This window comes from Thermostichus sp. OS-CIW-31, from assembly GCF_054060305.1.
In genome coordinates, this window is sequence record NZ_JBSSDA010000011.1 from 49,347 (window position 1) to 75,517 (window position 26,171).

Annotated in this window: 23 protein-coding genes, 1 pseudogene and 1 CRISPR repeat array; of the genes and pseudogenes, 8 read left to right on the plus strand and 16 right to left on the minus strand. The window is 57.6% G+C overall.

Features of this window, described 5'->3' with window-relative positions:
• Window positions 1–57 precede the first annotated feature (57 nt).
• Together ACVWY9_RS08160 and ACVWY9_RS08165 are read left to right on the plus strand one after the other, a co-directional pair.
• Window positions 58–1,113, plus strand: coding sequence for a permease (locus ACVWY9_RS08160; RefSeq protein WP_457388055.1), 1,056 nt, complete (start codon window positions 58–60; stop codon window positions 1,111–1,113).
• A 355-nt stretch (window positions 1,114–1,468) separates the two neighbouring features.
• Entirely contained in the window at window positions 1,469–1,903 is a 435-nt protein-coding gene (locus tag ACVWY9_RS08165; RefSeq protein WP_457388025.1) for a DUF29 domain-containing protein, read from the plus strand.
• Window positions 1,904–2,061: 158 nt separating this feature from the next.
• Here the strand turns inward: ACVWY9_RS08165 and ACVWY9_RS08170 are convergent, their stop codons facing one another.
• The 7 genes from ACVWY9_RS08170 to purB all read right to left on the minus strand — a co-directional run bounded on the left by ACVWY9_RS08170 (window position 2,062) and on the right by purB (window position 10,330).
• Window positions 2,062–3,429 (minus strand): FAD-binding oxidoreductase, encoded by a 1,368-nt coding sequence (locus ACVWY9_RS08170; protein WP_457388026.1) that lies wholly within the window; start codon window positions 3,427–3,429, stop codon window positions 2,062–2,064.
• A 112-nt stretch (window positions 3,430–3,541) separates the two neighbouring features.
• Window positions 3,542–4,339: a phosphate ABC transporter ATP-binding protein PstB gene (pstB, locus tag ACVWY9_RS08175; RefSeq protein WP_099883872.1), complete on the minus strand. Its 798-nt coding sequence runs from the start codon at window positions 4,337–4,339 to the stop codon at window positions 3,542–3,544.
• A gap of 70 nt (window positions 4,340–4,409) precedes the next feature.
• On the minus strand, window positions 4,410–5,303 hold the full coding sequence (gene pstA, locus ACVWY9_RS08180) for a phosphate ABC transporter permease PstA (RefSeq protein WP_414521868.1): 894 nt from the start codon (window positions 5,301–5,303) through the stop codon (window positions 4,410–4,412).
• A 38-nt stretch (window positions 5,304–5,341) separates the two neighbouring features.
• Window positions 5,342–6,325: a phosphate ABC transporter permease subunit PstC gene (gene pstC, locus ACVWY9_RS08185; protein WP_457388027.1), complete on the minus strand. Its 984-nt coding sequence runs from the start codon at window positions 6,323–6,325 to the stop codon at window positions 5,342–5,344.
• Window positions 6,326–6,473: 148 nt separating this feature from the next.
• A complete protein-coding gene (pstS, locus tag ACVWY9_RS08190) occupies window positions 6,474–7,535 on the minus strand; it encodes a phosphate ABC transporter substrate-binding protein PstS (protein WP_457388028.1) in 1,062 nt (353 codons plus the stop codon).
• 508 nt (window positions 7,536–8,043) lie between these two features.
• On the minus strand, window positions 8,044–9,024 hold the full coding sequence (locus ACVWY9_RS08195; RefSeq protein ID WP_457388029.1) for an aspartate carbamoyltransferase catalytic subunit: 981 nt from the start codon (window positions 9,022–9,024) through the stop codon (window positions 8,044–8,046).
• Window positions 9,025–9,034: 10 nt separating this feature from the next.
• A complete protein-coding gene (gene purB / locus ACVWY9_RS08200) occupies window positions 9,035–10,330 on the minus strand; it encodes an adenylosuccinate lyase (RefSeq protein WP_457388030.1) in 1,296 nt (431 codons plus the stop codon).
• Window positions 10,331–10,463: 133 nt separating this feature from the next.
• Between purB and ACVWY9_RS08205 the strand changes: the two genes are divergently transcribed.
• Complete coding sequence (locus tag ACVWY9_RS08205; RefSeq protein ID WP_011430559.1) at window positions 10,464–11,045, plus strand: Uma2 family endonuclease; 582 nt, start codon at window positions 10,464–10,466, stop codon at window positions 11,043–11,045.
• A 291-nt stretch (window positions 11,046–11,336) separates the two neighbouring features.
• On the plus strand, window positions 11,337–11,786 hold the full coding sequence (locus ACVWY9_RS08210; RefSeq protein ID WP_457388031.1) for a tetratricopeptide repeat protein: 450 nt from the start codon (window positions 11,337–11,339) through the stop codon (window positions 11,784–11,786).
• On the opposite strand, the gene lipB is transcribed toward ACVWY9_RS08210, so the two are convergent.
• The gene (gene lipB / locus ACVWY9_RS08215; RefSeq protein ID WP_457388032.1) at window positions 11,783–12,538 is read right to left on the minus strand and encodes a lipoyl(octanoyl) transferase LipB; all 756 of its coding nucleotides are present in this window, start codon (window positions 12,536–12,538) and stop codon (window positions 11,783–11,785) included. The genes ACVWY9_RS08210 and lipB overlap by 4 nt on opposite strands.
• A gap of 13 nt (window positions 12,539–12,551) precedes the next feature.
• Window positions 12,552–12,872: a thioredoxin gene (gene trxA, locus ACVWY9_RS08220; protein WP_457388033.1), complete on the minus strand. Its 321-nt coding sequence runs from the start codon at window positions 12,870–12,872 to the stop codon at window positions 12,552–12,554.
• A gap of 227 nt (window positions 12,873–13,099) precedes the next feature.
• Here trxA and ACVWY9_RS08225 point away from each other — a divergent pair, with 227 nt between their 5' ends.
• Window positions 13,100–14,359: a hypothetical protein gene (locus ACVWY9_RS08225; RefSeq protein WP_457388034.1), complete on the plus strand. Its 1,260-nt coding sequence runs from the start codon at window positions 13,100–13,102 to the stop codon at window positions 14,357–14,359.
• Here ACVWY9_RS08225 and ACVWY9_RS08230 read toward each other — a convergent pair.
• The 4 genes from ACVWY9_RS08230 to ACVWY9_RS08245 all read right to left on the minus strand — a co-directional run bounded on the left by ACVWY9_RS08230 (window position 14,337) and on the right by ACVWY9_RS08245 (window position 18,124).
• Window positions 14,337–16,151: a SulP family inorganic anion transporter gene (locus ACVWY9_RS08230; RefSeq protein ID WP_457388035.1), complete on the minus strand. Its 1,815-nt coding sequence runs from the start codon at window positions 16,149–16,151 to the stop codon at window positions 14,337–14,339. The two genes, ACVWY9_RS08225 and ACVWY9_RS08230, sit on opposite strands and share 23 nt — an antisense overlap.
• On the minus strand, window positions 16,148–16,729 hold the full coding sequence (locus ACVWY9_RS08235; protein WP_414330942.1) for a rhodanese-like domain-containing protein: 582 nt from the start codon (window positions 16,727–16,729) through the stop codon (window positions 16,148–16,150). The genes ACVWY9_RS08230 and ACVWY9_RS08235 overlap by 4 nt, the downstream gene beginning before the upstream one ends.
• A gap of 56 nt (window positions 16,730–16,785) precedes the next feature.
• Entirely contained in the window at window positions 16,786–17,268 is a 483-nt protein-coding gene (locus ACVWY9_RS08240; protein WP_414352140.1) for a DUF29 domain-containing protein, read from the minus strand.
• A 139-nt stretch (window positions 17,269–17,407) separates the two neighbouring features.
• Entirely contained in the window at window positions 17,408–18,124 is a 717-nt protein-coding gene (locus ACVWY9_RS08245) for an MBL fold metallo-hydrolase (RefSeq protein ID WP_414413400.1), read from the minus strand.
• A 128-nt stretch (window positions 18,125–18,252) separates the two neighbouring features.
• Here ACVWY9_RS08245 and ACVWY9_RS08250 point away from each other — a divergent pair, with 128 nt between their 5' ends.
• Window positions 18,253–18,633, plus strand: a complete 381-nt coding sequence (locus ACVWY9_RS08250) for an ArsR/SmtB family transcription factor (RefSeq protein ID WP_457388036.1) — start codon at window positions 18,253–18,255, stop codon at window positions 18,631–18,633.
• A 48-nt stretch (window positions 18,634–18,681) separates the two neighbouring features.
• Here ACVWY9_RS08250 and ACVWY9_RS08255 read toward each other — a convergent pair whose 3' ends face one another.
• Window positions 18,682–19,629, minus strand: a complete 948-nt coding sequence (locus tag ACVWY9_RS08255; RefSeq protein WP_457388037.1) for a UDP-glucuronic acid decarboxylase family protein — start codon at window positions 19,627–19,629, stop codon at window positions 18,682–18,684.
• Window positions 19,630–19,653: 24 nt separating this feature from the next.
• Complete coding sequence (locus ACVWY9_RS08260) at window positions 19,654–21,060, minus strand: UDP-glucose dehydrogenase family protein (protein ID WP_457388038.1); 1,407 nt, start codon at window positions 21,058–21,060, stop codon at window positions 19,654–19,656.
• A gap of 135 nt (window positions 21,061–21,195) precedes the next feature.
• Here ACVWY9_RS08260 and ACVWY9_RS08265 point away from each other — a divergent pair, with 135 nt between their 5' ends.
• Complete coding sequence (locus ACVWY9_RS08265; protein ID WP_457388039.1) at window positions 21,196–22,101, plus strand: cation diffusion facilitator family transporter; 906 nt, start codon at window positions 21,196–21,198, stop codon at window positions 22,099–22,101.
• A gap of 549 nt (window positions 22,102–22,650) precedes the next feature.
• Window positions 22,651–24,262: a CRISPR direct-repeat array (repeat unit 36 nt; unit sequence GTTCCCCCTTCGGGGGGATCCCTAGAAATTGGAAAC).
• A 440-nt stretch (window positions 24,263–24,702) separates the two neighbouring features.
• Here the strand turns inward: ACVWY9_RS08265 and ACVWY9_RS08270 are convergent.
• Window positions 24,703–25,356: pseudogene (locus ACVWY9_RS08270) on the minus strand (metallophosphoesterase family protein); the annotation flags it as partial.
• A 114-nt stretch (window positions 25,357–25,470) separates the two neighbouring features.
• Here ACVWY9_RS08270 and upp point away from each other — a divergent pair.
• Window positions 25,471–26,106 carry a uracil phosphoribosyltransferase gene (gene upp / locus ACVWY9_RS08275; protein ID WP_457388056.1) on the plus strand — a complete coding sequence of 212 codons (636 nt, stop codon included), beginning with the start codon at window positions 25,471–25,473 and terminating at the stop codon, window positions 26,104–26,106.
• The last annotated feature ends 65 nt before the right edge of the window (window positions 26,107–26,171 follow it).

The window sequence follows — 26,171 nt, forward strand, 5'->3', positions numbered from 1 at the left end:
GCCGAGATCCAAACTCAGTAAGGCCCAAGTCGTGCGTGAGGTGGTGTGTTGAGCCTCTTGGACTCTCCCCTTTGGCGAGACGGGTTCACCCTGTTTCTGAGCCTTGTGGTGCAGGCCATGCCATTTCTGCTGCTGGGGGTGTTTCTATCGGGGCTGCTGGCGGTGTTTGTCGAGGGATCCCAGTTGGCCCGTTTCCTGCCCAAAGGCAAAATCGGCAGCGCGGTGGCCGGTGGCGCTTTAGGATTCTTTTTCCCGGTGTGCGAGTGCGGCAACCTGCCGGTGGCCCGTCAACTGGTGATCAAAGGGATCCCACCCCACGTGGCGGTGGCCTTTCTGTTGGCGGCGCCGGTGTTTAACCCGGTGGTGATCTTTTCCACCTGGATTGCCTTTCGCTCCATGCCGGAGCTGGTGATCTACCGAGTTCTCTTTTCCTTCGGCATTGCGGTTGTCGTCGGCTTGATCTTCAGCCTGCAAAAGGATTTCCAGCCTCTGTTGCAGCCGTCAGTCTGGCGGGAGCTGCAGCGCAATCGCTCCCAAGAGACGGATCCGAAAAGCACTTCCTGCTCGCCGTTGTTGCGGGGAGGCACCTTCTGGATTGGATCCCAGAGCCCTGCTCAAGGGGCCTCTGGCGGATCCCTGGCCACTTTACAAACGGCTGAAGATGTGTATCGCTCTGCTCTGGCCGCTGCGCCTTCTCCCTCCAGGGGACAAAAAGGAGTTCTCCTGCTGCAGACCTGGGCCAGGGAGATCCGCGAATTGGGATCCGTGCTCATCTTGGGCTCGGCGATGGCGGCCCTGATTCAAACGGTGATCCCGCGTTCGTTTGTGCTGGATTATGGCCAAGATGCATTGCTCTCAATCCTGATCATGATGGCCCTGGCCGGGATCATCTCCATCTGCTCGACGGTGGATGCCTTTTTCGCCCTCTCCTTTGCCGCCACCTTCACGCCGGGATCCCTGTTGGCTTTTATGGTGTTTGGGCCGATAGTAGACTTGAAAGCCATAGGCTTGATGCTCACTCTGTTCAAGCCCCGCGCCATTTTCTACTTCGTGATCTTGGTCTTTCAGCTTACTCTGGTGGGAGCTTTAGCCATCAACTACTATGGCAGTTAAAGCATTTGTTTGAACCTTTCTCCACAGGGACACCCTCTCCATCCACTCTCCGTCAAATATTCGTCAAATATAGTTGCTTCAGTTTAGGGTAAGACGCCTGGGCTCCTGATCGCGCCAGCGGGACGGAGTCCTTGAAAAGCCTTCCGGCTCGGTGCACTTTAAGTGTGGGTGCAGTGTCCTGCTTTAAATCGAAATGACCATAGAAAGAGTTGCCTGGATAAGGTTTGTCACCAGAGGACTCTGCTCCCAGACGGTTGAGAACTCAGGTGTTACAGGTTTTATTGTAGTAAACTCAAGAAGGACGTAGTCTGGATTTCATAATTATCGCGACCCTATTTTTCAGCAGGACAAAGCTATGAGCAATCTATACTCGACAGACTTTAACTTGTGGATTGACCAAACAACCCGGCTATTGCGGGAAAGGCGCTGGCATGAAATTGACCTAACACACTTAATTGAAGAGGTTGAGAATTTGGGTAAGAGCGAACGACGAGGGATTACCAGTCAATTAACTCGCCTTCTGCTGCATCTACTCAAGTGGCAATATCAACCTCAGCGCCGTTCAGATAGCTGGCTAGATTCCATTACAGATGCGCGAACCCAAATCGGATTGGCCATAGAAGATAGCCCTAGCCTAAAAGGTTATCTGGTAGAGCAACTTGAAGAGAGTTATCAACGGGCGCGCCGCCAAGCAGCCAGGCAAACGGGGATAGAAATCTCGACATTTCCAGATGTCTGCCCCTACTCTCCAGAGTTGGTGCTTGCAGAGGACTGGCTGCCGGAAGTTTGACAGTCCACACCACAAAGCATTTAACGGTGGACAGCATTCCCACAGTACTGACTGTAGAGCTTTGGACTGGTGTTGTCCTGCCCAGACAATCCATCAGGGATTAAACATGGGCAATACAGATAGACCAAGGCCAATTGCTGTGCTACTGTTGCTATTCCTCAAGCAGAGGCGCGCTCCTGCCAGGTGCGCATCTTGCCCGGATTGAGCAGGCCATAGGGATCCACTTCTTCTTTAAAACGAATCTGGCGCGGATCCATCACTTTGCGCCCACCGTCTTCGATGATGAAAGTGTGGGGGTTGGCAATAAATACTCCCTGCTCTTCGTGGTAGCGCATGATCTCGTTTAGACGCTCTTCGGTGGTAAAGCGGACAATTTGCAGGCCGACAGGGGTAGCTTGCCCGTTGATGCGAATCCACTCCAGGTGCATCAGCACTTCGTCGCCAAAATACTCGTACATGTGCTGCACCAGCTTCAGCTCCCGATCGGCGGGAAAAGCCGATTGTAAATAAGTCAGGCTGGGATCCACGCTGCGGCAGTGCAAAGTGGTGTGGTTCCAAGAAAATTCCCCCAGCGAGATCCCTTTGGCGGCCTCTTGGGCAGTTTTGTGGTAGACCACTTGGCCCCCATGTTCCCGGACAAGCTCCAACAGCGGCTCCAGGCTGCATTCGGCCACCATCAACAGGGCCACAGCGGATCCTTCTGGCAAATGACCCCGCAGCGGTGCAAAGTAGCTGGGGATCGGCCAAGCGTGCAGGCTGACCAATTTCTTGAGGATCCCATCGGCATCTCCCAGGGCTTGGCCAAAATGGGCACAGGGCATAAAGCCCACTTCAGGGGGAAAGGCCACCACCAGCTCCGCCCAAGGATAAGCAGGCGCCAGCGGGATCTCCACCTCGGTGATGATCCCATTGAGGCCCCAGGCATGGCTTACTTTGAATACCTCATCTCCCCGCAGCTCCAGCACCCGGGGCTCTTCCTCCAGGGTGACCACCCGCAGCCCCAAGATGTTGCCCCGATCCCGCAGTTGGCCGTAAGTCACAGAACCAATGCCACCACTGCCGCCGGCAATGAACCCCCCGATGGTGGCCGTGCGATAGGTGGAAGGAGCCATGCGGATCTCCCAGCCCATCTCCCGGGTGTGTTTGTCGATGGCCATCAACTTGGCCCCCGCCTGCACCCGCGCCAAGCCCGGCTTTGCCCAAAGCACCTGGTTGAGCTTGCCCATGTCCAGGATCACACCCCCGGCCAGCGGGATACATTGGCCGTAATTACCGGTACCGGCACCGCGCACCGTAACCGGGATCCGCAGCCTGGCACAGGCCGCTGCCACCCGCATCACCTCGGCCTCATCGGCGGGGCGCACCACCAAATCTCCCCGCTTGTCGCTCAGTTGTCGGCTCAGCACGGGGCTGTAGTGGTAAAAATCCAACGACAACTTGGCCACCTGAGCCGGATCAGTGATGATCTCAATACCCTCTAAGTCAGAACGCAAAGCCTGCAGCTTGTCAGGAGCGGCAACGATCATGGGTATCCGTATTTGGGTGCAACGGTTCTTCAGACTCCATCATCGGCAGAAATTGCCTGCAAAAGGGTTTGCCGAGAACAGTATGGGAAGGATCCCTGTCCGGCCAGGTCGATTAGCCGAAGCGGCCCTCCACATAATCTCTTGTGGCTTGCTTGGTGGGGCTGTTGAAGATGACTTCAGTTCTGTCAAATTCAATCAGCTCGCCCACACGGTTGGATCCCACCAGCTCCACACTGAAGAAAGCCGTCATATCCGAGACGCGGCTGGCCTGCTGCATGTTGTGGGTGACGATGATGATGGTATATTCCTCCTCCAGCTCCTTCATCAGCTCTTCGATACGGCGGGTGGAAATGGGATCCAGTGCCGAACAGGGCTCATCCATCAAAATCACATCCGGCTGTACCGCCAGAGCGCGGGCAATACACAAGCGCTGCTGCTGCCCTCCCGACAGCGACTGACCATTTTCTTTCAACTTGTCTTTGACTTCATCCCAGAGGGCAGCCCGTTTCAGCGAGGTTTCCACCACCTCGTCCAAGTCTACCTTCATCCCCAGCACCCGCGGGCCGTAGGCCACGTTGTCGTAAATGCTTTTGGGGAAGGGATTGGGTTTTTGGAAGACCATGCCGATACGCCGCCGCACCGCCACCGGATCGACCTCTTTGGCGTAGAGATCCTTGCCGTGGTAGGTGAGCTTGCCCTCTACACGAGCACCGGGGATCAAATCGTTGGTGCGGTTGAAGCAACGTAGGATCGTGCTTTTGCCACAGCCGGAAGGGCCGATAAACGCAGTAATCTGTCGGGCTGGGATGTCCAGAGTAACATTTTTTACCGCCAGATTGGAGCCATAGTAGACATTCAGGTTCTCGGTCCTGAAAACGTAAGAGGTCTGGTTAAGAGATTGAGTTTGCATGGCAGCACTCACAAAAAGAGCTAGAGTTCGACGAAGAGTTCGATTCAAGACTTTGTTGAGAATCCTCAGGCTATTTCCTGGTCTTGTACACCAAAAAGCGAGCGATCAAGCTGGCCGCCAAAACAATGGCTAACAAAACCAAAGCGCCCGCCCAAGCCAGCTCCTGCTGCACCCTGTAGGGAATGATGGAGAAAAAGTAGACCATCACCGGCAAGGTAGCCACCGGGCCAAATAGATTAGTAGACCAGAAATTGTTGTTGAAGGCGGTAAAGAGCAGAGGTGCAGCCTCGCCTGCCGCTCGGGCCAAAGCCAGGATTAGCCCGGTTACGATGGCCGGTGCCGCTGCCGGCAAAACAACGCGCATTGTGGTCTGAAAGCGATTTGAGCCCAGGCCAAGGGAAGCCAAGCGCATGTCGGGCGAAACCAGCAGCAACGCCTCCTCGGTGGAGCGGATGACAATCGGCAGCATCAGCACGCCAAAAGCCACCCCTCCCGAGAAAGCCGAAAAGCCGGATCCCCTCACCACCACAGCATAGGCAAACAGGCCGCAGAGAATGGCCGGTACCCCCGTGAGCACATTGCAGGAAAACTTAACCAGATAAGCCAAGCGGGTGCCGCGACCGAATTCAGACAAGTACACTGCCGCCAAGATGCCGAAGGGAAAGCTCAAAGCCGCCCCCGTAGCCAGCACCATTAAATTGCCGACAATTGCGTGACCAAAGCCCCCTTCCGCCAGGCCAGGGGCAGGGTAGCGGGTCTGGGTGAGGACATCCCAATTTATCCGCTGGATGCCTTCCTTGCCCACATCCCACAGCACCCAAGATAGGGAAGCTATGATCACCGCCACAAAGAGGCCACTCAGCAGGGTTAGGACAATGCCTGTGTAATTGCGGACAGGGGCAATGGCGGCACGAGTAATGTCGATGTCAACCTTCTCAGGGGCAAGCTGTGCTGAGTCGGACATGATAACAGTGCTCCTTCATCTTCTTTCTGCTTCCCAAGTTACTGCTCCAAGTTTTGAAACTTGCGGATGATGATCTCGGCAACCATGTTGACCAATAACGTCAGCACCATCAGCACCACGCCGGCATACATGAGAGCCGAAACCTGCAAGCGTCCTGCCTCGCCAAACTGAGAGGCAATCAAGCCAGTAATGGTGGATCCCGGCTGCATTAGGGAGATATTGATGCGGTTGGCGTTGCCGGAAAGCATGGCCGCTACCATGGTCTCTCCCAGGGCCCGCCCCAGCGCCAGCATGATCGAGCTGACAATGCCCGACAGGCCGGCAGGGATCATCACCGTTAAGAGGGTCTCCCAGCGGGTTGCCCCCAGAGCCAAAGCCCCCTCTTTTAGGCTGCGTGGCAGAGATTCAAGGGTACTGCGGGTAATGGAGATGATGATGGGAGAGATCATGATCCCCAGCACCATAGCCACTATCAACAAGCTGGGCCCCCGCGGAGCCGGGCCACCCAAGAAAGGGATCCAACTCAGCGTCTGGTTAATGGCTCGAAAGATGGGCCGCACTGCTGGAATCAGCACAAAGATCCCCCACAGCCCCAGCACCACACTGGGAGTGGCCACGATCAGCTCAACGGCAAAGCCAATCGGCTCCGTTACCCACTTGGGGGCAAAACCTTCCGCCAGGAAGATGGCAGTGCCAATGCCCAGAGGGATGGCAAAAATCAAAGCCACCAGAGAGGTTACCAAACTGCCATAAATCTGTGGTAGCACCCCGTAGATGTTTTCCACCGGGTTCCAGCGGGCAGTAACCAGGAAGCCCAAGCCAAACTGCTGAATCGCCGGCAGAGCCGCTTCGGTGGTTTGAAGAATCACCCAGATGAGGATAATGCCGGCAAACCCTGCCAAGGCCAGCGTCAGGCGGACAAAGCCCACATCAACAGCCCGAGACAGGCTCGCCTTTTTCTCAATGTCAACATCGATATCCGGGTTTGGTGGTGAACCATAACCCGTAGCCGCTGAAGTCATAGCCTCTCTCCCATGATCATCTTCGGTTCAAAATCTTTCCTAAAAATCCCACCGTGCAAGGTAAGCCCAGCAGCCGACCGGGAAAGCCTCATCTGCCTCCTCAGCCGGCCACCAGCTCCACTCTAGTGGAGTTCAGGCTGCAACCCAGTCATCGCACCGCCTTGGGGTTAACGGTGATGGCATCCAGCTCTGCAAAGATCCGCTGGATAGCCGCCTCAGGCATAGGGATGTAGTCCAGCTCCTTGGTGATGGCTTGACCCTCTGGCCCCTGGGTCCACTTCAGAGCCTCCACCAGCTTGGTCAGCTTCTGCTGATCGGGATACTCGCGGTACAGCATCACCCAGAACAAGCCCACGATTGGGTAGTCATTTGGCCCTTCAGGGTCGGGCACCAACAGCGCAAAGTTATCAGGAATGGGAGCATTCAGCGCCGAGGTAGCTGCCTCAGTCGAGAACTCAACAATGTTGCCCGCTTTGTTTTCCATGCGAGCAGTGGTCATCTTTTCCAGCTTGGCATAGGACTGGTTCACGTAGCCAATTGCCCCTGGCTCCTGCTTGATGGTGGCGGCTACGCCCTCATTCCCTTGGGCTCCAATGCCAACAGGCCACTCGACAGAAGTACCAGCACCGGCTGTCCAATTAGGGCAGACAGTTCTGATGTGGTTGGTGAACACAAAGGTAGTCCCAGAACCATCAGAGCGGTGTACCCAGGTGATGTCCAGGGGTGGCAGCTTGTTTGCTATACGTGGGTTCTCGGCCTTGATGCGAATGTCGTCCCAGCGAGTGATCTCGCCGGTCACGATGCCGCAGTAGGTTTTCCGCTTCAGGATGAGCTCTCCGTCTTCAATGCCGGGCAGGTTATAGGCAAACTCGATGGCCCCTCCCGCCAGAGGCAACTGTAGGGGATCATAGCCGTATTTAGCTCGGAAGTTTTCCAGGCGAGCACCGGAGAAAGGCGCCTCGGAAGCGCCGAAGTCCACAGTGCCATTGATCACCTGCTCTAGGCCAGCACCACTACCGACAGACTGATAGCTGACTTGCACAGTGGGGTCTACGGTGCGGTTGTAGGCGTCAAACCAACGTTGCAGCAAAGGAGCCGCAAAGGTCGCGCCCGCCCCGGAGATTTGCACGGTTTGGGCTTGAGCCGAGGTCGCTGTTAGAAATCCTACTGTTAGAGCGGTGAGGGAGAAAGCAGAAAGCAGGGTTCGCATAGGTAATATCTGTGGCAAATCAACATCTTCAACCCTATAACCTCAAAGTTAACGGAGGGATATCTAAAGGTTAACTTTGGGTTAAGTCAAGAGAAAAATCGATATTTTTGAGTGTGCTGGCTCGTTTCCAAACCTCGATTTTCCATCTGGTGGTTTTGGCCAGTTTGGATTTCAGCAAAATCAGGATCCTGGAGCCCAGGATCCGCGAAAAGGCTTATACTGCTGAACTTCTATCTCATTTGACAACCAATCAAACGGACACAACTTGAATAAGAGCTAAGCTTAGACGGCTGCAAAAAAACTCGATCCAGATCCAAGATGTGTAAAATTTGAGACAAAGATGTTGCTCACCTCTCGGCAAGCTTGGACATGATTTCAGCAGGGCGGGAAAAGCCCCGCCCAGAGATTCTTTCGGCTTTTGGCAGAGAGAATTGGTTAGAAGATAGACTCCAACCTTCTAGACGTGGGGCAGCTCTACATGTTCCCCGAGCAGAGAAAGATCTGGGCTCTAGGCTGGGATCCGCCCGCCCCCCATGAGGTACAGCAGGGCCATACGCACCGCCACGCCGTGGGTGACCTGCTGCTCAATCAGGTTCAAGCCGGGATCCTCCATTACCTCGGAGCTGAGTTCCACACCGCGATTGACCGGGCCGGGGTGTAAAACCCTCACCTCTGGGTGGCACAGGCGCAGTCGTTGCCGCGTGAGGCCGAAGAAGTGATGGTACTCCTGCAAGCTGGGGAGAAGGAACTCGCCCATGCGCTCCTGTTGCAGGCGTAGGGTGATAACAAAACGCGCCCCTTCTAGGGCAGGCTCCAGCTGCCAATGGATAGGGAGCGTGTGGCCGGGTACAAACTGGGCAAAATCTTTGGGCAACAGGGTGGGAGGACCGGCTAAGTGAACCTCAGCTCCGGCGGCCACCAGGGCGTAGATATCGGAGCGGGCCACTCGCGAGTGGAGAATATCGCCGACAATGGCGATTTTGATCCCTTGCAGCAACTCCAGACGGGGACGCCGGGGATCCAGATGGCTGCAGAGGGTAAACAAATCCAGCAGGCCTTGAGTGGGATGTTCGTGCAGTCCATCCCCGGCATTGAGAACGCCCACAGGGGATCCGCGGCGGTCGATCTCGGCAGCTAATTGTTGGGGCACTCCTGCCTGGGCATGGCGAACGATTAAGAGATCGGATCCCATGGCCAGAAAGGTGCGGGCCGTATCCAAAAGCGTCTCCCCCTTGCCCAAGGAAGAAGTGCCAGGGGAAAAGTTGAGCACATCGGCCGAAAGGCGCTTGGCCGCCAGCTCAAAACTGGTACGGGTGCGGGTGGAAGGCTCGAAGAACAGCGTCACCACCACCTTCCCCTGCAAGGTGGGCACCTTGGGCAACCGCCGCGTCAACACCTCCTGGAAACTGGCAGCGGTTTGCAAAACGATTTGATATTCTTCGGGGGTAAAGTCCGCCAAGCCCAGGACATGTTGCCGCTGCCAAACCATAGGGGATCCCTCAAATGCCCAGGCGGGCAAAGATCTCGTCCAAATGGGTTAGGTGGCGCCGCGGATCAAAACAAGCCTGCAGTTCCGCCTCGCTGAGGTGAGCTATCACCCGGGGATCCGCCAGCAGATTGGCGCGGAAATCCCCGCCGGGCTGGTTCCAGGCGCGGTGAGCATTTTCCTGCACCAGGCGGTAGGCTTCCTCGCGGCTAAGGCCCTTCTCCACCAAGGCTAGAAGCACCTGCTGGCTGAAGATGACGCCGCCGTAGAGGTTGAGGTTGCGCTCCATGTTGCGAGCGTGAACCTGCAGCTGGCCCACCAGCTCCGCCATGTTGACCAACAGATAGTGGCAGAGGATGGAGGCATCCGGCAGGATGACCCGCTCTACGGAGCTGTGGGAGATGTCCCGCTCATGCCAAAGGGGAATGTTTTCTAGGGCCGAGACGGCATACCCGCGCAGGAGACGGGCCAGCCCCGTCAGTTGTTCCGCCTTGATGGGGTTGCGCTTGTGGGGCATAGCAGAGGATCCCTTTTGGCCGGGGGCAAAGTACTCCTCAGCCTCCAGTACCTCTGTTCGCTGCAGGTGGCGGATTTCAGTAGCAAAGCGCTCTAGGGAAGAGCCAATCAGAGCCAAGGTTTGCACGTATTCAGCGTGGCGATCCCGCGAGATTACCTGTGTCGAGGCTGTATCGGGCTTCAGGCCCAGGCGAGCGCAGGCCAACTGCTCCACCTGGGGAGGCACGTTGGCGTAGGTGCCCACGGCGCCAGAGATCTTGCCCACCGCCACCACTTCCCGCAGGCGAGCTAGGCGCTCTTGGTGGCGCAGGCACTCGGCCAGCCACCCTGCCAGCTTAAAGCCAAAGGTAATCGGCTCGGCGTGAACACCGTGGGTGCGGCCGATCATGAGGGTGTAGCGGTGCTGCCGAGCTTGGTCGCGGATAGCAGCGATGAGGTCGGCCAGGCGGGCTTGCAAGATCTCCACCGAGGCCACAAGCTGCACGGCCAGAGCGGTATCCAACACGTCCGAGCTGGTCAGGCCCAGGTGGATGTAGCGCCCTGCCTCGCCCACGTGCTCGTTGAGGTTGGTTAAGAAGGCAATAACATCGTGCTTCACTTCCGCCTCAATTTCCAAAACCCGCGCCGGGTCAAAGGCGGCTTTGGCTCTGATCTCCTGCAGGGCTTCTTGCGGGATCCGCCCCAGCTCCGCTTGCGCTTCACAGACAGCCAGCTCCACCTGCAGCCAGGTCTGGAGCTTGTGGGCAGTGGACCAAATCTGGCCCATTTCGGGCAGAGTGTAGCGCTCGATCAAGGTGCCTTTTCCGTCGGTACAGTAGGATGAGCTAGGCTATTTTAGCCTTTGGCGTCCCCCCTCGAGGAAAAGCCGCTGGGGGATCCCTGCGGGCTTGGCTTGCGGTGTCGAAGGAGCAGCAAGGAGTTTGCAGATGACCGTCGGAGCTGTGCCAACTCAGGGAAAAAGAGCTTGGACAGCCGAAGAATTCATGGCGTTGTCCAGGGAGGGACATCGCTACGAGATTGTCGATGGGAAGCCAATTGATATGGGAAGCGCGGGGGCACTCCATGGTTATGTCTGCAGCCTCCTATTGGCAGCTTTGACCCCCTACGTTTTGTCCAACAAGCTGGGGATCGTTTTAGATTCCAGCACTGCTTTTAAGATGAAGAGTGGAAATTGGCGCTCCCCTGACATCTCTTTTTTTGCTAAAGAACGCTTGCAGGGCATGGCTGAACTGCCCACAGGATTTTTGGAAGGCGCTCCAGATCTGGCTGTTGAAGTGCTTTCCCCCCGCAATACGGTTGAAGAAATTCATGACAAGCTGGTGGAGTACTTTGAAAATGGCAGCCGCCTGGTTTGGCTGGTTCACCCCAGCGAGCACTACGTCCTGGTGTATCGCAGCTCTCAAGAGCCTGACCGCCTCCTGAAATCGGTTGATCTTCTAGAAGGTGAAGAGGTTATTCCAGGATTTGCCCTGCCGGTGGCTCATCTATTCCAGAAGCTTTCCTTGTAACATCCCCCCGCCCTCACTCTAGCCAATAGAGCTTGGGCCTCCCAACCTTGCCATTGGGCATTCCTGCCCCGCGTCACAGAACGACTTGGCAGAGGAGTCGGTATCTCGACCCTGACTTTCCCGCCAGAGCGCGGAACTTGTAGCTCCCCGCACCCCTTGCAAGTTAAGTGCAGGGGGTTGCCCCTCTCGCCGACGGTCTATATTGAAATAGTTCGGGATCCGAAGAGGACGTCATTAGCGGTGCGGAGCACAATCAAGTGTCGATGGGGAAGGATAGCTCTGATAGGTTTCTTGGCAGCATTCCTCGCTCCTGCCCCTGCCATCTCTTTGCCTGCCTTCCCACCTCCTCCTGAGAAGACCTCGGCCCCAAACACCGCTTCCGAGTTCAACTGGCAGGGATCCCTCAAGTTGCTGCGGGGGGATCCCGTGGCTGCCCTGTCGGATCTGGATCGGGCGGTGCAGTTGGATCCCAGCTATGCGCCGGCCTATGTGAACCGCAGCTACGTCTACAACCAGTTGCGCCAGCCGGAAGAAGCTCTGGCCGATGCGGAGCGGGCCATTCAGTTGAATGCAGGGATCCCAGAAGCCTACTTTAGCCGCGGGGTGGCCTATCTTCAGTTGGGGGATCGAGAAGCGGCGATGGCCGACTTTCGCCAGGCGTTGGCTCTCTTCTCCAAGAGTGGCAACTTTGCCAACCAGGCCATCCTGCAGCAACTGCTGCGCCAGTTGGGGGTGGATTAGCCTTGAGTCTTTAGAGACTTGCGTTCTCCCAACCACTCTGATAAGGAAACTTCCTGAGCTTGCAGCCCAAAGACCTGACAGAACGACTCCACCAGCACCGGAGCTACGGCAGCCATCGTTACTCGGGGACAAAACTGAACCAGGGATCCCACCGGGCGATCAGGGATCCCACAGGGCACAATCGCCTCAAAGGCCGACAGATCGGGGCAGACATTCAAGGCAAAGCCATGGTAGGTCACCCAGCGGGAAACCTTGATGCCGATGGCCGCCACTTTGCGGCCCTGCACCCAAACTCCTGTCAAGCCAGGGATCCGCTCCCCCTGTAGGCCGAAGTGGGCCAAGGTCTGGATGACCACCTCTTCTAGCTGGCGTAGGTACTCGTGGAGATCTGGGCGGTGGCGCTTTAGGTTCAGCATCGCATAGCCCACCCACTGCCCCGGCCCATGGTAGGTCACTTCGCCGCCGCGCTCCACCCGTAGGATTTCCGGCTCTTGTTCAGAAGGAGATTCCGGGTGGATAGCCGGGGATCCTATCGGCTGAGAAAGGCTCTTGAGAAACTTGGGATCGGCTCCTGCCCCCAAGGTGTAAACCGCAGGATGGGTGAGCAGCAGTAATCCGTCCGGCAACTGGGGATCCCGGATCATATGGGCCAGTCTTGCCTGCTGCCAAGCCCAGGCAGTGCGGTAGGGCACTTCACCCGGCAGGTGAACCTGCAGAAGCGGCAGTTGCACGGGGGATCCAGAAAAGTTCACCTAGCTTACAGGTTTAGTTAACCTGCGCCCGCAACCGCTCCAACAAGGCGCGAGGCTGCAACAGCCCCTCGATACGGTCAACCGGCTTCCCGTCTTTGAACAGGATCAGCGTTGGCACCGCTTGAATGCCCCAGCGAGCAGCGATGGTTGGGTACTTTTCGGTGTCAACCTTCACAAAAGTAACCGCATCCCCCACCTGAGGTTTTACCTGCTCCAACACTTGCGCCATAACCTGACAAGGGCCGCACCAGGAAGCATAAAAATCCACCAGGATCGGGGTTTTGGATCCCTGAATCATGTCGGCAAAACTTTTGAATTGCTGTTTGTGCGCCATAGGAAACTCCCAGAGTGTTCTGAAAAGCCTGAGATGAAATCTATTTGTAAGCTAACTGTTTGAGATTAAAAATTGGTGTGGAGATCTCGCCGCAGCCTGCTTCGGTTTCCCGGTAGGATGGCTAGGGTTCAGGAGAAGAGCTAGAGCGTACCTGTAGTCTAGGGTGTTGTGGTGGACAAAGGGGCAGAGTTTAGCAGGGTTTAAGGACTTGGAGGAGTGGGATCCCGATGGCAACAAGCAGCAGCATGGTGAATCGTGGCGTGTTGGCCACAGTGCTGGCCGGGGTAGGACTCAGCCTATGGGGGGCTTGGCGTTGGCTTTGGGATCCCTGGGGCTGGGCTCAGGTAGTGGCCGGGTTGCTGCTGAGTTTGGGCAGCTTGCTCTACTGGCTCAAGACCCGCCCCGCCGATCACCTGGTGGTGGAGCCCCAAGGCTGGCGCATCAGCCGCCACACCCCCGAGCACTGGGTCATTCAAGCGGAGTTTGTGGCTCGCAACCTCAACCCCCTTTTGGAAGTCACCTTGGCCCAGGTGGAGCCGCGACTGCATTTGCTCAGCGCCGGATCCCTAGAAGGCATTCACACCCGCCTACGCCTGCGCTCTCGCCATCCGGATCTTCCCCCCCGCCAAGACAACTACTGGCAGGCCTACATCATCACCCCCCAGAACCAGACTGGCCTAGAGGTTGAGATCGGGCTGAAGGGGGAAGGGCTGGCCCATTTGCGCTCTGCCTGGCTGGAGTTGGACTACATTCAGTACGGGCGGCAGCGGCGCACCCTCAAGACCAGCCATCTCATCCTGCCGTTGCAAGAGGTGGATCCCTTGCCGGAGCTGAACTGGCAGCAGCAGGGATCCCTCCTTTGGGCCCCTGTTCCCACCCATCTGCTGACCCCCAGCGATGACTTGGCCGAGGTGCTGCAGCGGTACGTGAGCCCTCACGTCCAGCCTGGGGATGTGGTGGCTATTTCCGAGAGTGCCGTGGCCATTGTGCAGGGCAACTTTCGCCATCCTCTCCAAGTCCAACCCGGCTGGCTGGCCCGCACCCTGTGCTACTTCTTCCCCTCCAAGACCAGTCTTTCAAGCTGCTACGGGATGCAGACTTTGATCGACTGCTCCGGGGCCTGGCGGGTGGTGTGGGCTTTTGTGGTGGGATCCCTGGCCAAACTGCTGGGGATCTCTGGGGTCTTTTATGCCCTGGCGGGGGAGCAGGCCGATCTCATCGACGACGTTACTGGCACTTTGCCTCCCTACGACCAGTTCATTGTGCTGGGGCCGCGGGATCCGGCCAAGTTGGTGGGGGATCTGCATCGGCAGACGGGCTACGAAGTGGCCATCGTGGATGCCAACGATCTGGGGCAGGTCAAGATCCTGGCAGCCAGCCCCGGCGTAGAGCGGGAGCTGGTGGAGCAAGCCCTGGGCAAGAACCCCGCCGGCAATGCCGCTGAACAAACCCCCCTTGTGCTGATCAGGAAGATGACACCTGACTGAGGCTCTGCTGGGATCCGAGGGCTTGCATCGCCTGGTGAGTGGAGAGGAAGAAGCGCTCAGCGCCCACTTTCTCCACAAACCCAGCCTTTTGGAGGCGATCCATTACCGGCCCCTTCACCTCGGCCATGGCAAAGCCCACCCCTGCCTGCTGCAAACGTTCCACCAACTGGGTCAGCACTTCCAAAGCGCTGCCGTCGATGAAGTTGATGGCGCTGGCAACGAGCAGCACCTGCTCCACTGTGGGTCGCGCCGCCACCTCTCGCAGCAGATACTCCTGCAAGTAGGCTGCGTTGGCAAAAAACAGGCTCTCGTCCACCCGCACTGCCAAGATACGGGGATCGGTAATCACCTCATGGCGCTGCACGTTGCGGTAGTGCTCCGTACCGGGCACCTGACCCACGATGGCAATGTGAGGACGGCTAGCCCGCCAAAGAAAGAGCAGGATGGAGACTAACACCCCTATTCCGATCCCCTGCTCCACTCCGATCCCCAAAACGCTGGCAAAGGTTACCAACCAAACCAGGGCATCGCCGCGGTCGTAGCGCCAGCTTTGCAGCAGGGGGTGAAAATCCACCAGGGCCAGCACTGCTACCAGAACGATGGCCGCCAGGGTGGTCTGGGGCAAGAAGGTGAACAGGGGCATCAGCCAGATGACCGTCAAAGCCACCAACAGGCCGGTGATTAGGGAGGCCAGGCCACTGTTGGCGCCTGCTTGAAAGTTCACCACCGACCGGCTGATGCCTCCCGTTACCGGATAGCCGCCACTGCAGGCTGCTGCCAAGTTGGCTGCCCCCAAAGCCACCAGATCTTGGTTGGGATCCACCTTCTGCCGCCGCTGGCTGGCCAAGGACTGCCCCACGGCATAGCTCTCCGTGAAGCCCACCAAGCTAATGGCCAAGGCGGTGGGCAGAAGCGCTGTCCACTGTCCCCAGCTCAATGAGGGAAAGCCCAAGGGGGGCAACCCGGAAGGAATGGAGCCAACAACAGATACCCCTGCCCTCTCCGAGAGGTTTAGGCCCCAGACCAACAGGCTGGTCACGAGCACAGCCGCTAGCGGTGCCCCCTTGGTCAAAATCAAGGCCCAACCTGGAGGCACACCCCAACGCCGCAGTTGGTGGGGCAACTTTCGCTGAGCGTACACCAGCAGGGATATGGCCAGCAGCCCCAAGCCAAAGGTTACCCAGTTCACCTTGTCCAGGCTTTGCCACAGCCGCTGCACCAACAGCAAGAAGGACTCCGTATTGGCAATCTTGACTCCCAAGAGGTGCCGGAGCTGGCTGAAGCCGATAATCAAAGCTGCCGCGCTGCCAAAGGCAGTCACCACCGTGTGGCTTAAGAAATTGGCCAAAAATCCCAGCCGCAACAACCCCATCGCCCCTTGAATCAAACCCACTTCCAAGGCCAGCCCCAAAGCCAACTGTCCATACTCCGGGCTGCCCGGCAAGGACTCCGTCCCGCTGACGCGACCGGCCAGGGGCTCTAACCCTGCCGCCACCAAGAGGGAGATGATGGCCACTGGCCCTACCGCCAAGGCGCGGCTGGATCCCAGTAGTCCATAGACGATCACCGGCAAAATACTGGCGTACAGGCCCACTTGGGGGGGCAACCCGGCCAGCAGGGCATAGGCCATGCTCTGGGGCACCAACAGAATGGCCACCACAAGGCCGGCGATCAGATCTCCCGGCAAATCTGATCGTTGATAGTGGAAGACCCAAAGGGACTCCTTGGCAAAGGGCAGGTACCGCGCCAGGATCCCCTGCCCCCCAGAGGAAGTAGAAGGGATCCCACTCATAGCGCCTGACCTCGGTTCCAGGGCATGCGAGCCAAGAGCAGAGCCATGCCACAGGTGTTGGTTACACCCGCAAACACCAGCCCAGCGCCCACAAAGCCACTCAGCAGCAGCCACCAGGGGTTGACAAAGGCCCCCAAAAGAGTTCCCGTGAGCACCAGGGATCCCGCCGCAATCTGCACCTGCCGCATGATGGAGATGGGCGCATTTTGGGTGCGGGTAACGGGCAGCTTGGCCGCTTTCCAAGCCTCGATCCCGCCCTTGAGGCTAATGACCTCCGGCCAACCGCGGTCTAGCAACTGACAACCGGCGCGGATGGAGCGGCTGCCCATGCGGCAGTGCAACACCACCGGCTTCTCTGGCGTGGAAGCAGGCACTTTGGCCGGGTCAAAGGTAGATAGGGGCATGTTGATGGCCCCCGGGATCCGCTCATCGGCATATTCTCCCGGCTCCCGCACATCGATGAGCTGGACTCGCCCCTGATCCAGCCACTGTTTTAAGGTCAGGGCATCGATCTCCTTGAGACGGGGATCCCGTTCTTGCGAAGCGGAAGGGATAGGGTTTTGTTGGGTTACGGTCATGGTTGTCTCCTTGCTTCCAGCGTTGTCTAAAATGCAAAATGCAGCGATTTTTGGGATTAATCCCCCTCCTCAAGCAAATGACTGGGCTCACCGGGGTAAAACCGGCTATCCAGGATTTGCTCTGAGGAATAAGGGCAGGTTTTGGGGAAAATCTTTCTGGGCAGCTTGGTCTCCTCCAGGGCCAGCTTCAGCGCTCCCAAGTAAGACTTGGAGATGGCCTCTGGCAAATAGGGCTTGAGACTTGGGCTTTCTTCAAGAAGCTCCAGAACTTCCTGCCGCTGCAGCTGGAGGGTGAGGAGCCAGCTTGCGGATCTCCCCTCTGGCTGGTACTCCCACTTGAGGAGATGCCCAACCAAAACTGCAAGTCGGTTTCGCAGTTCCTGCCGCTGTTGCCTGCCCAACGATTCAATCTCCTCGACTAAATTGGGCAGATCCAGCTTCTCCCAGGCCCGATCCCGCAGAAATTGAGCTTGTTGCTGGATCCAAGCGTAGAAATCGCTCTCATAGAGACTTTCTCGATCCACGCTCAAACTCTCCATTTATCCACGCTCAAACTCTCCATTTCTGGCAAGCCAATTGAGAGAAGGTTACCCAGAGCAGCGGGCCCTCACCATCGGAGTTTCACATGGGCTCCCCAGCCGGCGGGGGCTTACCCTGCACCTCGCTGCCCAGAAGGAATTAAACCGCTGCTGCCACTTGGCCGCACTGCTCGTTGGCCGGCACCGCTTCCTGGATCTTCTTCGGCTGGGGCAGGTTGAGGCTGTTCATCAGGGCAATGAAGCTCTCACGGGAACGCAGGTTGCCCGTTTCCGGATCCACAAAGCGCGGGTTCCAGCGCTTCTCCTCGCCAATGGTGGAGACGGTGTGCCCGCGATAGTCGTGGCCGGGGTAGACCAAAGTCTCGTCGGGCAGCGTAAACAAGTGCTGGGTAACATGGTCGTACATCAGGCCGGGATCCCCGCTTTGGAAATCCGTGCGCCCACAGCCGCGGATCAGCAGGGCATCTCCGGTAAGGACGCGATCCCCATTGACGCGGTAGGTCATGTGGCTGTCGGTGTGACCCAGGGTAGCGATGGCTTCAATGACGACGGATCCCACTTGCAGCGTTTCCCCATGACCGATGAAACGATCTGCACATTGAGCCTTGGCCTGTACTGGCACCACCCCTTGGCAACCGGTCAGTTCCCGCAGCTTCCCGGTTCCCGTGATGTGATCCGCGTGAACGTGGGTTTCCAGGCAGTACTTCAAGGTTAGACCCAATTCCCGAATCAGCTTCAAATCCCGCTCCACCTGCTCCAGTACCGGATCCACCAGGGCGGCCTCGCGAGTTGTCGGATCCGCGATTAAATAGGTGTAGGTGCTTGTTTCTGCGTCGAACAGTTGGCGAAATAGCATAGTGCCCTCCTGTCTGGTATCGAAAGCCCGACGTGAACTTGGACTTTCTAGGAGCACTATATAACTATCTAGTGTTAAAATCAAGTTGCATGGACGGCGCAAGCAGGTTTGTTGATGGGAGAAAGTCGGTGAGCAGAGCGGATGTGAATGAGTGTCGCACAATCCTGACGCCGCAGGTTCTCAACAGCGTGGCGGAGTACTTCAAGGTTTTGGCGGAACCCAGCCGCCTGCAGATCCTGTGTCAGTTGCGCTCGGGGCCCAAGAACGTCACCCAAATCTTGGAAGCTACGGGTATGGGCCAGGCCAATGTTTCCAAGCACCTCAAGATCCTGACCCAGGCAGGGATCGTCAGCCGTCAGCCCAAGGGGGTGAGTGTTTATTACCAAATTGCGGATCCCATGTGCTTTGAGCTGTGCGAAGTGGTATGTCGGCAGTTGGTGAGTCGGCTACAACAGCAAGCCCGCCAACTGGAGCCGCTGGCAGCCATTCACCCAGGTCAACCGAGCTGAGGCGGAAAGGGTTCTCAAGTAGGTTGGGATTTCGCGAGCACCCGAAGGTTATTCCAGCCCCAGCCGCCGACGAAAGTAAGGGATGGTCTGTTGCAGCCCAACTTGCAAAGGGATCCGAGGCTCCCAACCCAAGAGGGCGCGGGCTTTGCGAATGTCGGGCCGCCGCTGCTTGGGATCATCTGTTGGCAGAGGCCGGTAAACGATGGGAGAAGGGCTGCCGGTGAGGGCGAGCACCTGCTGGGCCAGCTCCAGGATCGTGAACTCCTCTGGGTTGCCCAAGTTAAAGGGTCCGGGGTAGGGGCTGTTCATCAGCCGGATCAAGCCTTCCACCAGGTCGGAGATGTAGCAAAAGCTGCGGGTCTGGGATCCATCCCCATAGACCGTCAGGGGATCCCCGCGCAGGGCCTGGACGATAAAGTTGCTCACCACGCGGCCATCGTCCTCCCGCATGGCGGGGCCGTAGGTGTTGAAGATGCGGGCCACCCGGATCTCCGTCTGGTATTGCCGCTGCCAGTCGAAGGTGAGGGTTTCCGCCAAGCGCTTGGATTCGTCGTAGCAGGCCCGCGGGCCGATGGGGTTGACGTGGCCCCAGTAGTCTTCCGGTTGGGGATGCACTTGGGGATCCCCGTACACTTCTGAAGTCGAGGCCAGCAGGAACCTCGCTCCCGTTTTCTGGGCCAGTTGCAGCAGGTGGTAGGTGCCCCAGAGGCTGGTGCGGATGGTGCGGATGGGATCCGCTTGGTAGTGGGGGGGAGAAGCGGGGCAGGCCAGGTGGTAGATCTGCTGGATCCCGGCCTCTTCCAAAGCGGGCGGCAAGGGATCCGCCACGTCGTGCCAGATGAGCTGAAAGGCGGGGTTGTCCAGATGGGCCTGGACATTGAGCTGCCGGCCTGTGGAGCCATTGTCCAGGCAAATGACCCAGTGGCCTTCTTGCAGAAGGCGGGTTACCAAGTGGGATCCGATAAATCCGAGGCCACCCGTAACCAGGATCTTCATGATTTCCCCTGATTTCCCCAGCACCTACCAGCCCACTCCAATGAGGGTTATGCCCGCCTGCCGCACCGCCTCCCGATCCAGACAGTTACGGCCATCGATGAGCAAGGGCCGCCGCATCAGCTCTGCAATCCGTCGGTAATCCAGCGACAAGAACTCCGGCCACTCCGTCACCAACACCAGGGCATCGCAATCTTGGGCCAGCCGGAACACATCCGTTTCCACCACCACATGGGCTAGCCCCTCCCGCATCCCCGAGGCGGATACAATCGGATCATATGCCTTGACCTTGGCCCTCAGACGGTGGAGTTGTTCGATCAAAGTCAGGGAAGGGGCATCCCGCAGGTCGTCGGTGTGGGGTTTAAACGTCAGACCCAGTAGGCCAATGGTTTTACCCTTGAGCACCTTGAGGGCTTGCTGCAGCTTTTCCACCAAACGTTGCCGCTGTTCTCGGTTGACCTCCACCGTGGCCCGCAACAGCTTGGCCTCATAGCCGTAGTCAGCAGCGGTTTGAATAAGAGCCGCCAGATCTTTGGGGAAGCAGCTTCCGCCCCACCCTATGCCAGCGTTGAGAAAGGCGCGGCCAATGCGCCTATCTAGGCCGATCCCTTCCGCCACCTGGGTGATGTCGGCGCCGGTGCGCTCACAGATGTTGGCCATTTCGTTGATGAAGCTAATCTTGGTGGCCAGGAAGGCGTTGGCGGCATACTTGATCATTTCGGCAGAAGCCAGGTCGGTCACCAGCAAAGGCACGGGATCCCCTTGCAGGCCCTGCTGGCGGTTGAGGATGGGTTCATACAGCTGCCGCATGATTTCAATGGCGCGGGGGCTGTTGGAGCCAATCACAATGCGATCCGGGTAGAAGGTATCTTGGATGGCACTGCCCTCCCGTAGGAACTCGGGGTTGCTCACCACGTCAAACTGCGGCGTCCAAGGCGAGAGCTCCAAGGTCAGGGATCTGGCCTCTGGATCTCTCCCCACTTCTCGGCTGCTCAGCCGCTGCTTGGCGGCTTCGGCGGCCCCGTCCAAAATGAGCATGCGCACCCAGTCCCCAGAGCCAATGGGCACAGTGGATTTGTTGACAATGACTCGATAGTGCTCGTCCAGATGCTGGCCAATTTCCCGCGCCACTGCTTCCACGTAGCGCAGATCGGGATCCCCGCTGGGCAGGGCCGGGGTGCCCACGGCAATAAACACCACCTCGCTGGCCTGGATCCCAGAGCCCAGATCGGTGCTAAAGTGCAGCCGACCCGCCGCAGTTCCCTCCCGCACCAGCTCTTCCAGGCCGGGCTCGTAGATGGGCAGGCGACCCCGCTGCAGCCCTTCAATCTTGGCGGGGTTGTTGTCCACACAGATAACGCTATTTCCTAGGTGAGCCAGGCAAGCCCCTGTTACCAGGCCCACATAGCCAGCGCCTACCACAGCAACGTGCATACTCAGAGTTCGCTCCCCAATCGGCGGCCACTTGACTAAGCCTTGGCAGCTTGCTTTTAGGGTACCCTCCCTTACCCCTATTGAGGTCGGTGACAGAATAAAGCAGGATATCTGTGGATCCCCGCCCGAGCTGCAGTGAGCTTTCTGGATTCTGCTGCCATAGCCAGCCGCCGTCAGCGCCAAGTGCAGAGGGTGCTGTACGTCACGCTGGGGCTAAGTGTCCTGGTGTTTCTGATCAAGTTAATCCTGGGGCTGACGACGGGATCCCTAAGCCTAATTGCCGATGCCCTGCACAGCTCCACCGACAGCGCCAGCAACATTTTGGGCTTGGTGGCCGTGCGCTTTTCTTCGCCAGAGCCCGATGACGACCATCCCTACGGCCATCGCAAGTTTGAAGCCATTGGAGCGCTGGGGATCGCCGCCTTTTTGGGGATGGCCAGCCTGGAGATCCTGCGCACAGCCGTGGAGCGGTTTTGGGAGCCCCAGCCCCACCTGCAGATCGATGAGCTGACCTTGGGGATGATGGTGGGCGTGCTGGGCATTAATGTCTTTGTCGCCCTCTACGAGCACCGCTGGGGCAAAGCGCTATCCAGCTCGCTGCTGTTGGCCGATGCGCGCCATACCCTCAGCGACGTTGGGGTGACGCTGACGGTGTTGCTGGGGTTGGCCGGCATGCATTATTGGGGGATCCCTTGGTTGGATCAAGCCCTGGCTTTGCCGGTGGCGCTGCTGGTGCTCCGAAGCGGCTGGGAAGTGCTGCAGGAGAATCTTCCCTACCTCACCGACCGGGTGGCGATCCCTGCCGAGGCCCTGCGGGATCTGATCCTGAGCGTGCCAGGCGTGCTCGACTGCCATGACATCACTTCCCGCGGGATCCCAGGGGAAATGGTCTTTATCGAGATGCACCTGGTGGTGGAGCCGCAGGATATCGAGTCCGCCCACCGCCTCACTGAGGAAGTTGAACGCCTCTTGCAGGAGCGCTACGGGCCAGCGCGGATCCTCATCCACCTGGAGCCCCGCTCCCATATCGAGCAACCCTAGCAGGAGCATGACTCTAGTCAATAATAAGCTCAACTATACTGAAAATAATGTATAATATGTTCAGTACGGATTACTACCAGTTGATCTTTCTGTTTACTTTCGAGTCTGCCAACATGGTAGCCAAAGCAAAGCAGAAAATTGGTAGTAAGACGACACGGAAACTGCGCTTTGGGTATTCTACTCAAAGCTTTGCGGGATACCGCCATTCTGTTTGGAAACAAACAGAATGCCATCGCTGCATAGTTGAACAGTGATGTTCAGCAGTGTTCAGCGTAAATGTATCAGCTCGCCACCTGCCAACAGATAGCCTAGCCAAACCTCAGGGATCCTGATGTTTCCAAAAGAACACCAAAACGGTATCAACGCCTCTGCGAGCGTCCCTCAAAATCTCGGAAAAGCCCATTCTTTCGTCGGATCCCTCGACGCCTTGTGCCACAAGGCTTTCCGGCCCCAAAACCCCCTCGCCGAAACTCTTTTTGCCCCCTTTTTTCCGGATCCCTCGCAAACGGGTCTTGCATCCCTTGCCCTGCTTGGCTTTAATAGGGGTGGGTTCCCCCTTCGGGGGGATCCCTAGAAATTGGAAACCGCTGCCACCTCGGGGCTGAGGCCACCGAGTTTCGTGGAGTTCCCCCTTCGGGGGGATCCCTAGAAATTGGAAACAGGGTTCTTAATGGAGGTTTAAGAACCCCGTTAAGAGTTCCCCCTTCGGGGGGATCCCTAGAAATTGGAAACGCTCCGGTTTCGATGGCTTTGAAGATGGTCACCTGGTACACGTTCCCCCTTCGGGGGGATCCCTAGAAATTGGAAACCCGATCAACTTCGACAACTAAACCAACTAGCTGACTAATCTGTTCCCCCTTCGGGGGGATCCCTAGAAATTGGAAACCATCCTGGACTATGAGTTTAGCCAGGACGGGGTTTTTAGTTCCCCCTTCGGGGGGATCCCTAGAAATTGGAAACCTGCCGCTAAAATGCGGACAGCTTCCCAGTCGTCCATGCAGGTTCCCCCTTCGGGGGGATCCCTAGAAATTGGAAACCCTCGACGGGACGGGGAAGACTAAGGAAACTATGTTGAAGTTCCCCCTTCGGGGGGATCCCTAGAAATTGGAAACATACTACCGCATAGTATCTTTCCACTCGCTTGTTGAAGTTCCCCCTTCGGGGGGATCCCTAGAAATTGGAAACGCTAATAAGATTTTGCGTTTGCATAAAGAGACTCCAAAGTTCCCCCTTCGGGGGGATCCCTAGAAATTGGAAACTAGACCACCCAAGAAACTCACAATCAACAAACTAGTTCCCCCTTCGGGGGGATCCCTAGAAATTGGAAACGAGCTTACTCTTCAGATCAACAGGCGCCTCCTTGACGGAGAACGGTTCCCCCTTCGGGGGGATCCCTAGAAATTGGAAACGAGCCCCAGTGCGGGGCGGTTCCGGGTAACCGGAGTCACCGTTCCCCCTTCGGGGGGATCCCTAGAAATTGGAAACTCTTCCGATACGTAGTGACTGCCATCATCGGCAATTACTAGTTCCCCCTTCGGGGGGATCCCTAGAAATTGGAAACTTTATTATAGCCCACGGTGCCGGGGCTATTCAAGTTGTGGTTCCCCCTTCGGGGGGATCCCTAGAAATTGGAAACTAATTCTCTACGTTGTCGGTAAGTCGGGTAGATTCTGTACCGTTCCCCCTTCGGGGGGATCCCTAGAAATTGGAAACACTCCTCTGTGGGTGTCCCCCTTAAACAGGGAGGAGTTCCCCCTTCGGGGGGATCCCTAGAAATTGGAAACCCGTAGCCTTCTTCAATCACTAACCACTTATCGCGGTAGTTCCCCCTTCGGGGGGATCCCTAGAAATTGGAAACACTGGGTGGCTACCTCAGTACTCTGGAACATCTACAGAGTTCCCCCTTCGGGGGGATCCCTAGAAATTGGAAACAAATGTAGATGATAAACCTATACATTATTCAGCAGAACCTGTTCCCCCTTCGGGGGGATCCCTAGAAATTGGAAACTTTCCCACAGCATGACTTTATCCGTCGGGTTAATAACCGTTCCCCCTTCGGGGGGATCCCTAGAAATTGGAAACCTTTCCAATAAGTCCTAACGGCTTCAAAATTCTCTCTGTGATTGTTCCCCCTTCGGGGGGATCCTTAGAAACTGGAAAAGAGAAAATCGAAGTCAAACGAAACTGGGCCTGGTTATCAGGCGGGCAGCGAAAACAACGGCTGAAACGCTCCAGAAATCGGCCTGCTGGCTGGGGAAAGTCGGGGAAAGTGAGGTCTGGATCCCCGGCAGCCACCGCTGCCCAAAAGTAGCGCAATTGTGGGGCCAAGGCTTGTGCCTGTTCCAAAGGCAAATTCAGCGGTGCGGAGGTTAAAAACTTAACCACCGCTGGTTCGCTGCGCTGGGCCATCCACTCCCGGGAGAACGCTTGCAAATCGGGCCAATCGGGCAGGGATCCCACCCGGTAGCTCTGGATATGGACTTGGATTCCGGTCTCTCGATCCGACCGGATCTCGACAAGGCGGTAGGGGTGGGGAAAGCTGACCAAAGAGCCGGTGGTAATGTCGTAAACCCCCCCTCGTCGGGCGATGTGCTGGATGTGCAGATGTCCGGTGAACACCAGTTGCACCCCATAAGCTTGCAGCAGCCGCCGCAACTGAGAGGCATTCTCCAGCATGTAGCGACGCCCCCAGGGATGGAGAGACTGGCCGCGCAGATGCTCGACCACATTATGGTGCACCATCAGCAGCACCAGCTCTTCCTCGGCTGCCGCCAATTCTTTCTCCAGCCAGGTCAGTTGTTCTGGGGTTAGACACCCCACCAATTGACCCTGAGCATCAAAATGGTTGGAATTGAGGCCGATCAAACGGATCCCTGGCCGCAGAACCCGGCTGTAATCCAAAGACTGCCCGTCCTCATAGCCAAAAGCTCGGTAGTAGCGGGGAAAATCCGCCAAACCAATAGAGCGCCCGCTGGCCTCGGGCTGGGGCACATCGTGGTTGCCGGGCACCACAAAAGCCGGAAAGGGCAGTCGAGCCAGCCGCTCTGCCAGCCATGCATGGTTTTCCGGCTCCCCATGCTGGGTCAGATCCCCCGGCAACAGCAGAAAATCCAGAGGCAACTGCACCAGATGCTGCAAAACCTGTTCCAGAGCCGGGATGCTCACCTCTACCAGGTGAAATCGGCTGGGGTGATCCCAAAGGGTGGAAGGGAGGGCGACGTGGGGATCGCTCACCACAGCAAAGCGGATCTGCACGGATTACTCCCCTTGACAACAGCAAGCAGACAAAGCCTTCGGCCCACCGGGGGGGCAAGCGCTTCTGCTATTCTGACATCCATCACGGGATCCCGATTATCTCAGGAGCACAGCATGGTGGCCCAGGTGATTACCATCGATCACCCTCTGGTGCAGCACAAGCTCAGCCTCATGCGCCGTGTTGAAACTACAACCGCCGACTTCCGAGCGCTGATGCGGGAGATCAGCCTCTTGATGGCCTACGAGGTGACCCGCGATCTGCCCCTCAAGCTACAGCCCATTCAAACCCCGATGGCCCCAATGTTGGCGCCGATGTTGGCGGCAGAGAAAAAGTTGATGCTTGTCTCCATCCTGCGGGCCGGCCAAGGGCTCCTCGACGGCATGCTGGAGCTGATCCCATCAGCACGGGTGGGGCATATCGGCCTATATCGGGATCCCCATACCCTGATCCCCATCGAGTACTACTTCAAGGTGCCCACCGATATCGAAGATCGTGAGGTGCTGGTGGTGGATCCAATGTTGGCCACCGGCCATTCGGCAGCAGCGGCTGTAGCGCGCCTACGCCAAACCCGACCCCAGTCGATCCGCTTCATCTGCCTGGTGGCCGCCCCAGAAGGGATCCGGTATTTCCACGAACAGAACCCAGATGTGGCAATCTATACCGCTGCTGTAGACGATGGCCTAGACGAGCACGGCTACATCCTCCCCGGCCTAGGAGATGCAGGGGATCGCCTGTTCGGCACCCGCTGATGGGAGAGTGCCATGCCTACAGCACCCTATGTTGCTGCGCCACACTGAACGGGAACCGCACCGCT

Coding starts and splice junctions, on each gene's coding strand:
- ACVWY9_RS08165 (WP_457388025.1), top strand. CDS start 1,469: ATGAGCAATCTATACTCGACAGACTTTAACTTGTGGATTGACCAAACA.
- ACVWY9_RS08170 (WP_457388026.1), bottom strand. CDS start 3,429: ATGATCGTTGCCGCTCCTGACAAGCTGCAGGCTTTGCGTTCTGACTTA.
- pstB (WP_099883872.1), bottom strand. CDS start 4,339: ATGCAAACTCAATCTCTTAACCAGACCTCTTACGTTTTCAGGACCGAG.
- pstA (WP_414521868.1), bottom strand. CDS start 5,303: ATGTCCGACTCAGCACAGCTTGCCCCTGAGAAGGTTGACATCGACATT.
- pstC (WP_457388027.1), bottom strand. CDS start 6,325: ATGACTTCAGCGGCTACGGGTTATGGTTCACCACCAAACCCGGATATC.
- pstS (WP_457388028.1), bottom strand. CDS start 7,535: ATGCGAACCCTGCTTTCTGCTTTCTCCCTCACCGCTCTAACAGTAGGA.
- ACVWY9_RS08195 (WP_457388029.1), bottom strand. CDS start 9,024: ATGGTTTGGCAGCGGCAACATGTCCTGGGCTTGGCGGACTTTACCCCC.
- ACVWY9_RS08205 (WP_011430559.1), top strand. CDS start 10,464: ATGACCGTCGGAGCTGTGCCAACTCAGGGAAAAAGAGCTTGGACAGCC.
- trxA (WP_457388033.1), bottom strand. CDS start 12,872: ATGGCGCACAAACAGCAATTCAAAAGTTTTGCCGACATGATTCAGGGA.
- ACVWY9_RS08225 (WP_457388034.1), top strand. CDS start 13,100: ATGGCAACAAGCAGCAGCATGGTGAATCGTGGCGTGTTGGCCACAGTG.
- ACVWY9_RS08230 (WP_457388035.1), bottom strand. CDS start 16,151: ATGAGTGGGATCCCTTCTACTTCCTCTGGGGGGCAGGGGATCCTGGCG.
- ACVWY9_RS08235 (WP_414330942.1), bottom strand. CDS start 16,729: ATGACCGTAACCCAACAAAACCCTATCCCTTCCGCTTCGCAAGAACGG.
- ACVWY9_RS08240 (WP_414352140.1), bottom strand. CDS start 17,268: ATGGAGAGTTTGAGCGTGGATCGAGAAAGTCTCTATGAGAGCGATTTC.
- ACVWY9_RS08245 (WP_414413400.1), bottom strand. CDS start 18,124: ATGCTATTTCGCCAACTGTTCGACGCAGAAACAAGCACCTACACCTAT.
- ACVWY9_RS08255 (WP_457388037.1), bottom strand. CDS start 19,629: ATGAAGATCCTGGTTACGGGTGGCCTCGGATTTATCGGATCCCACTTG.
- ACVWY9_RS08260 (WP_457388038.1), bottom strand. CDS start 21,060: ATGCACGTTGCTGTGGTAGGCGCTGGCTATGTGGGCCTGGTAACAGGG.
- upp (WP_457388056.1), top strand. CDS start 25,471: ATGGTGGCCCAGGTGATTACCATCGATCACCCTCTGGTGCAGCACAAG.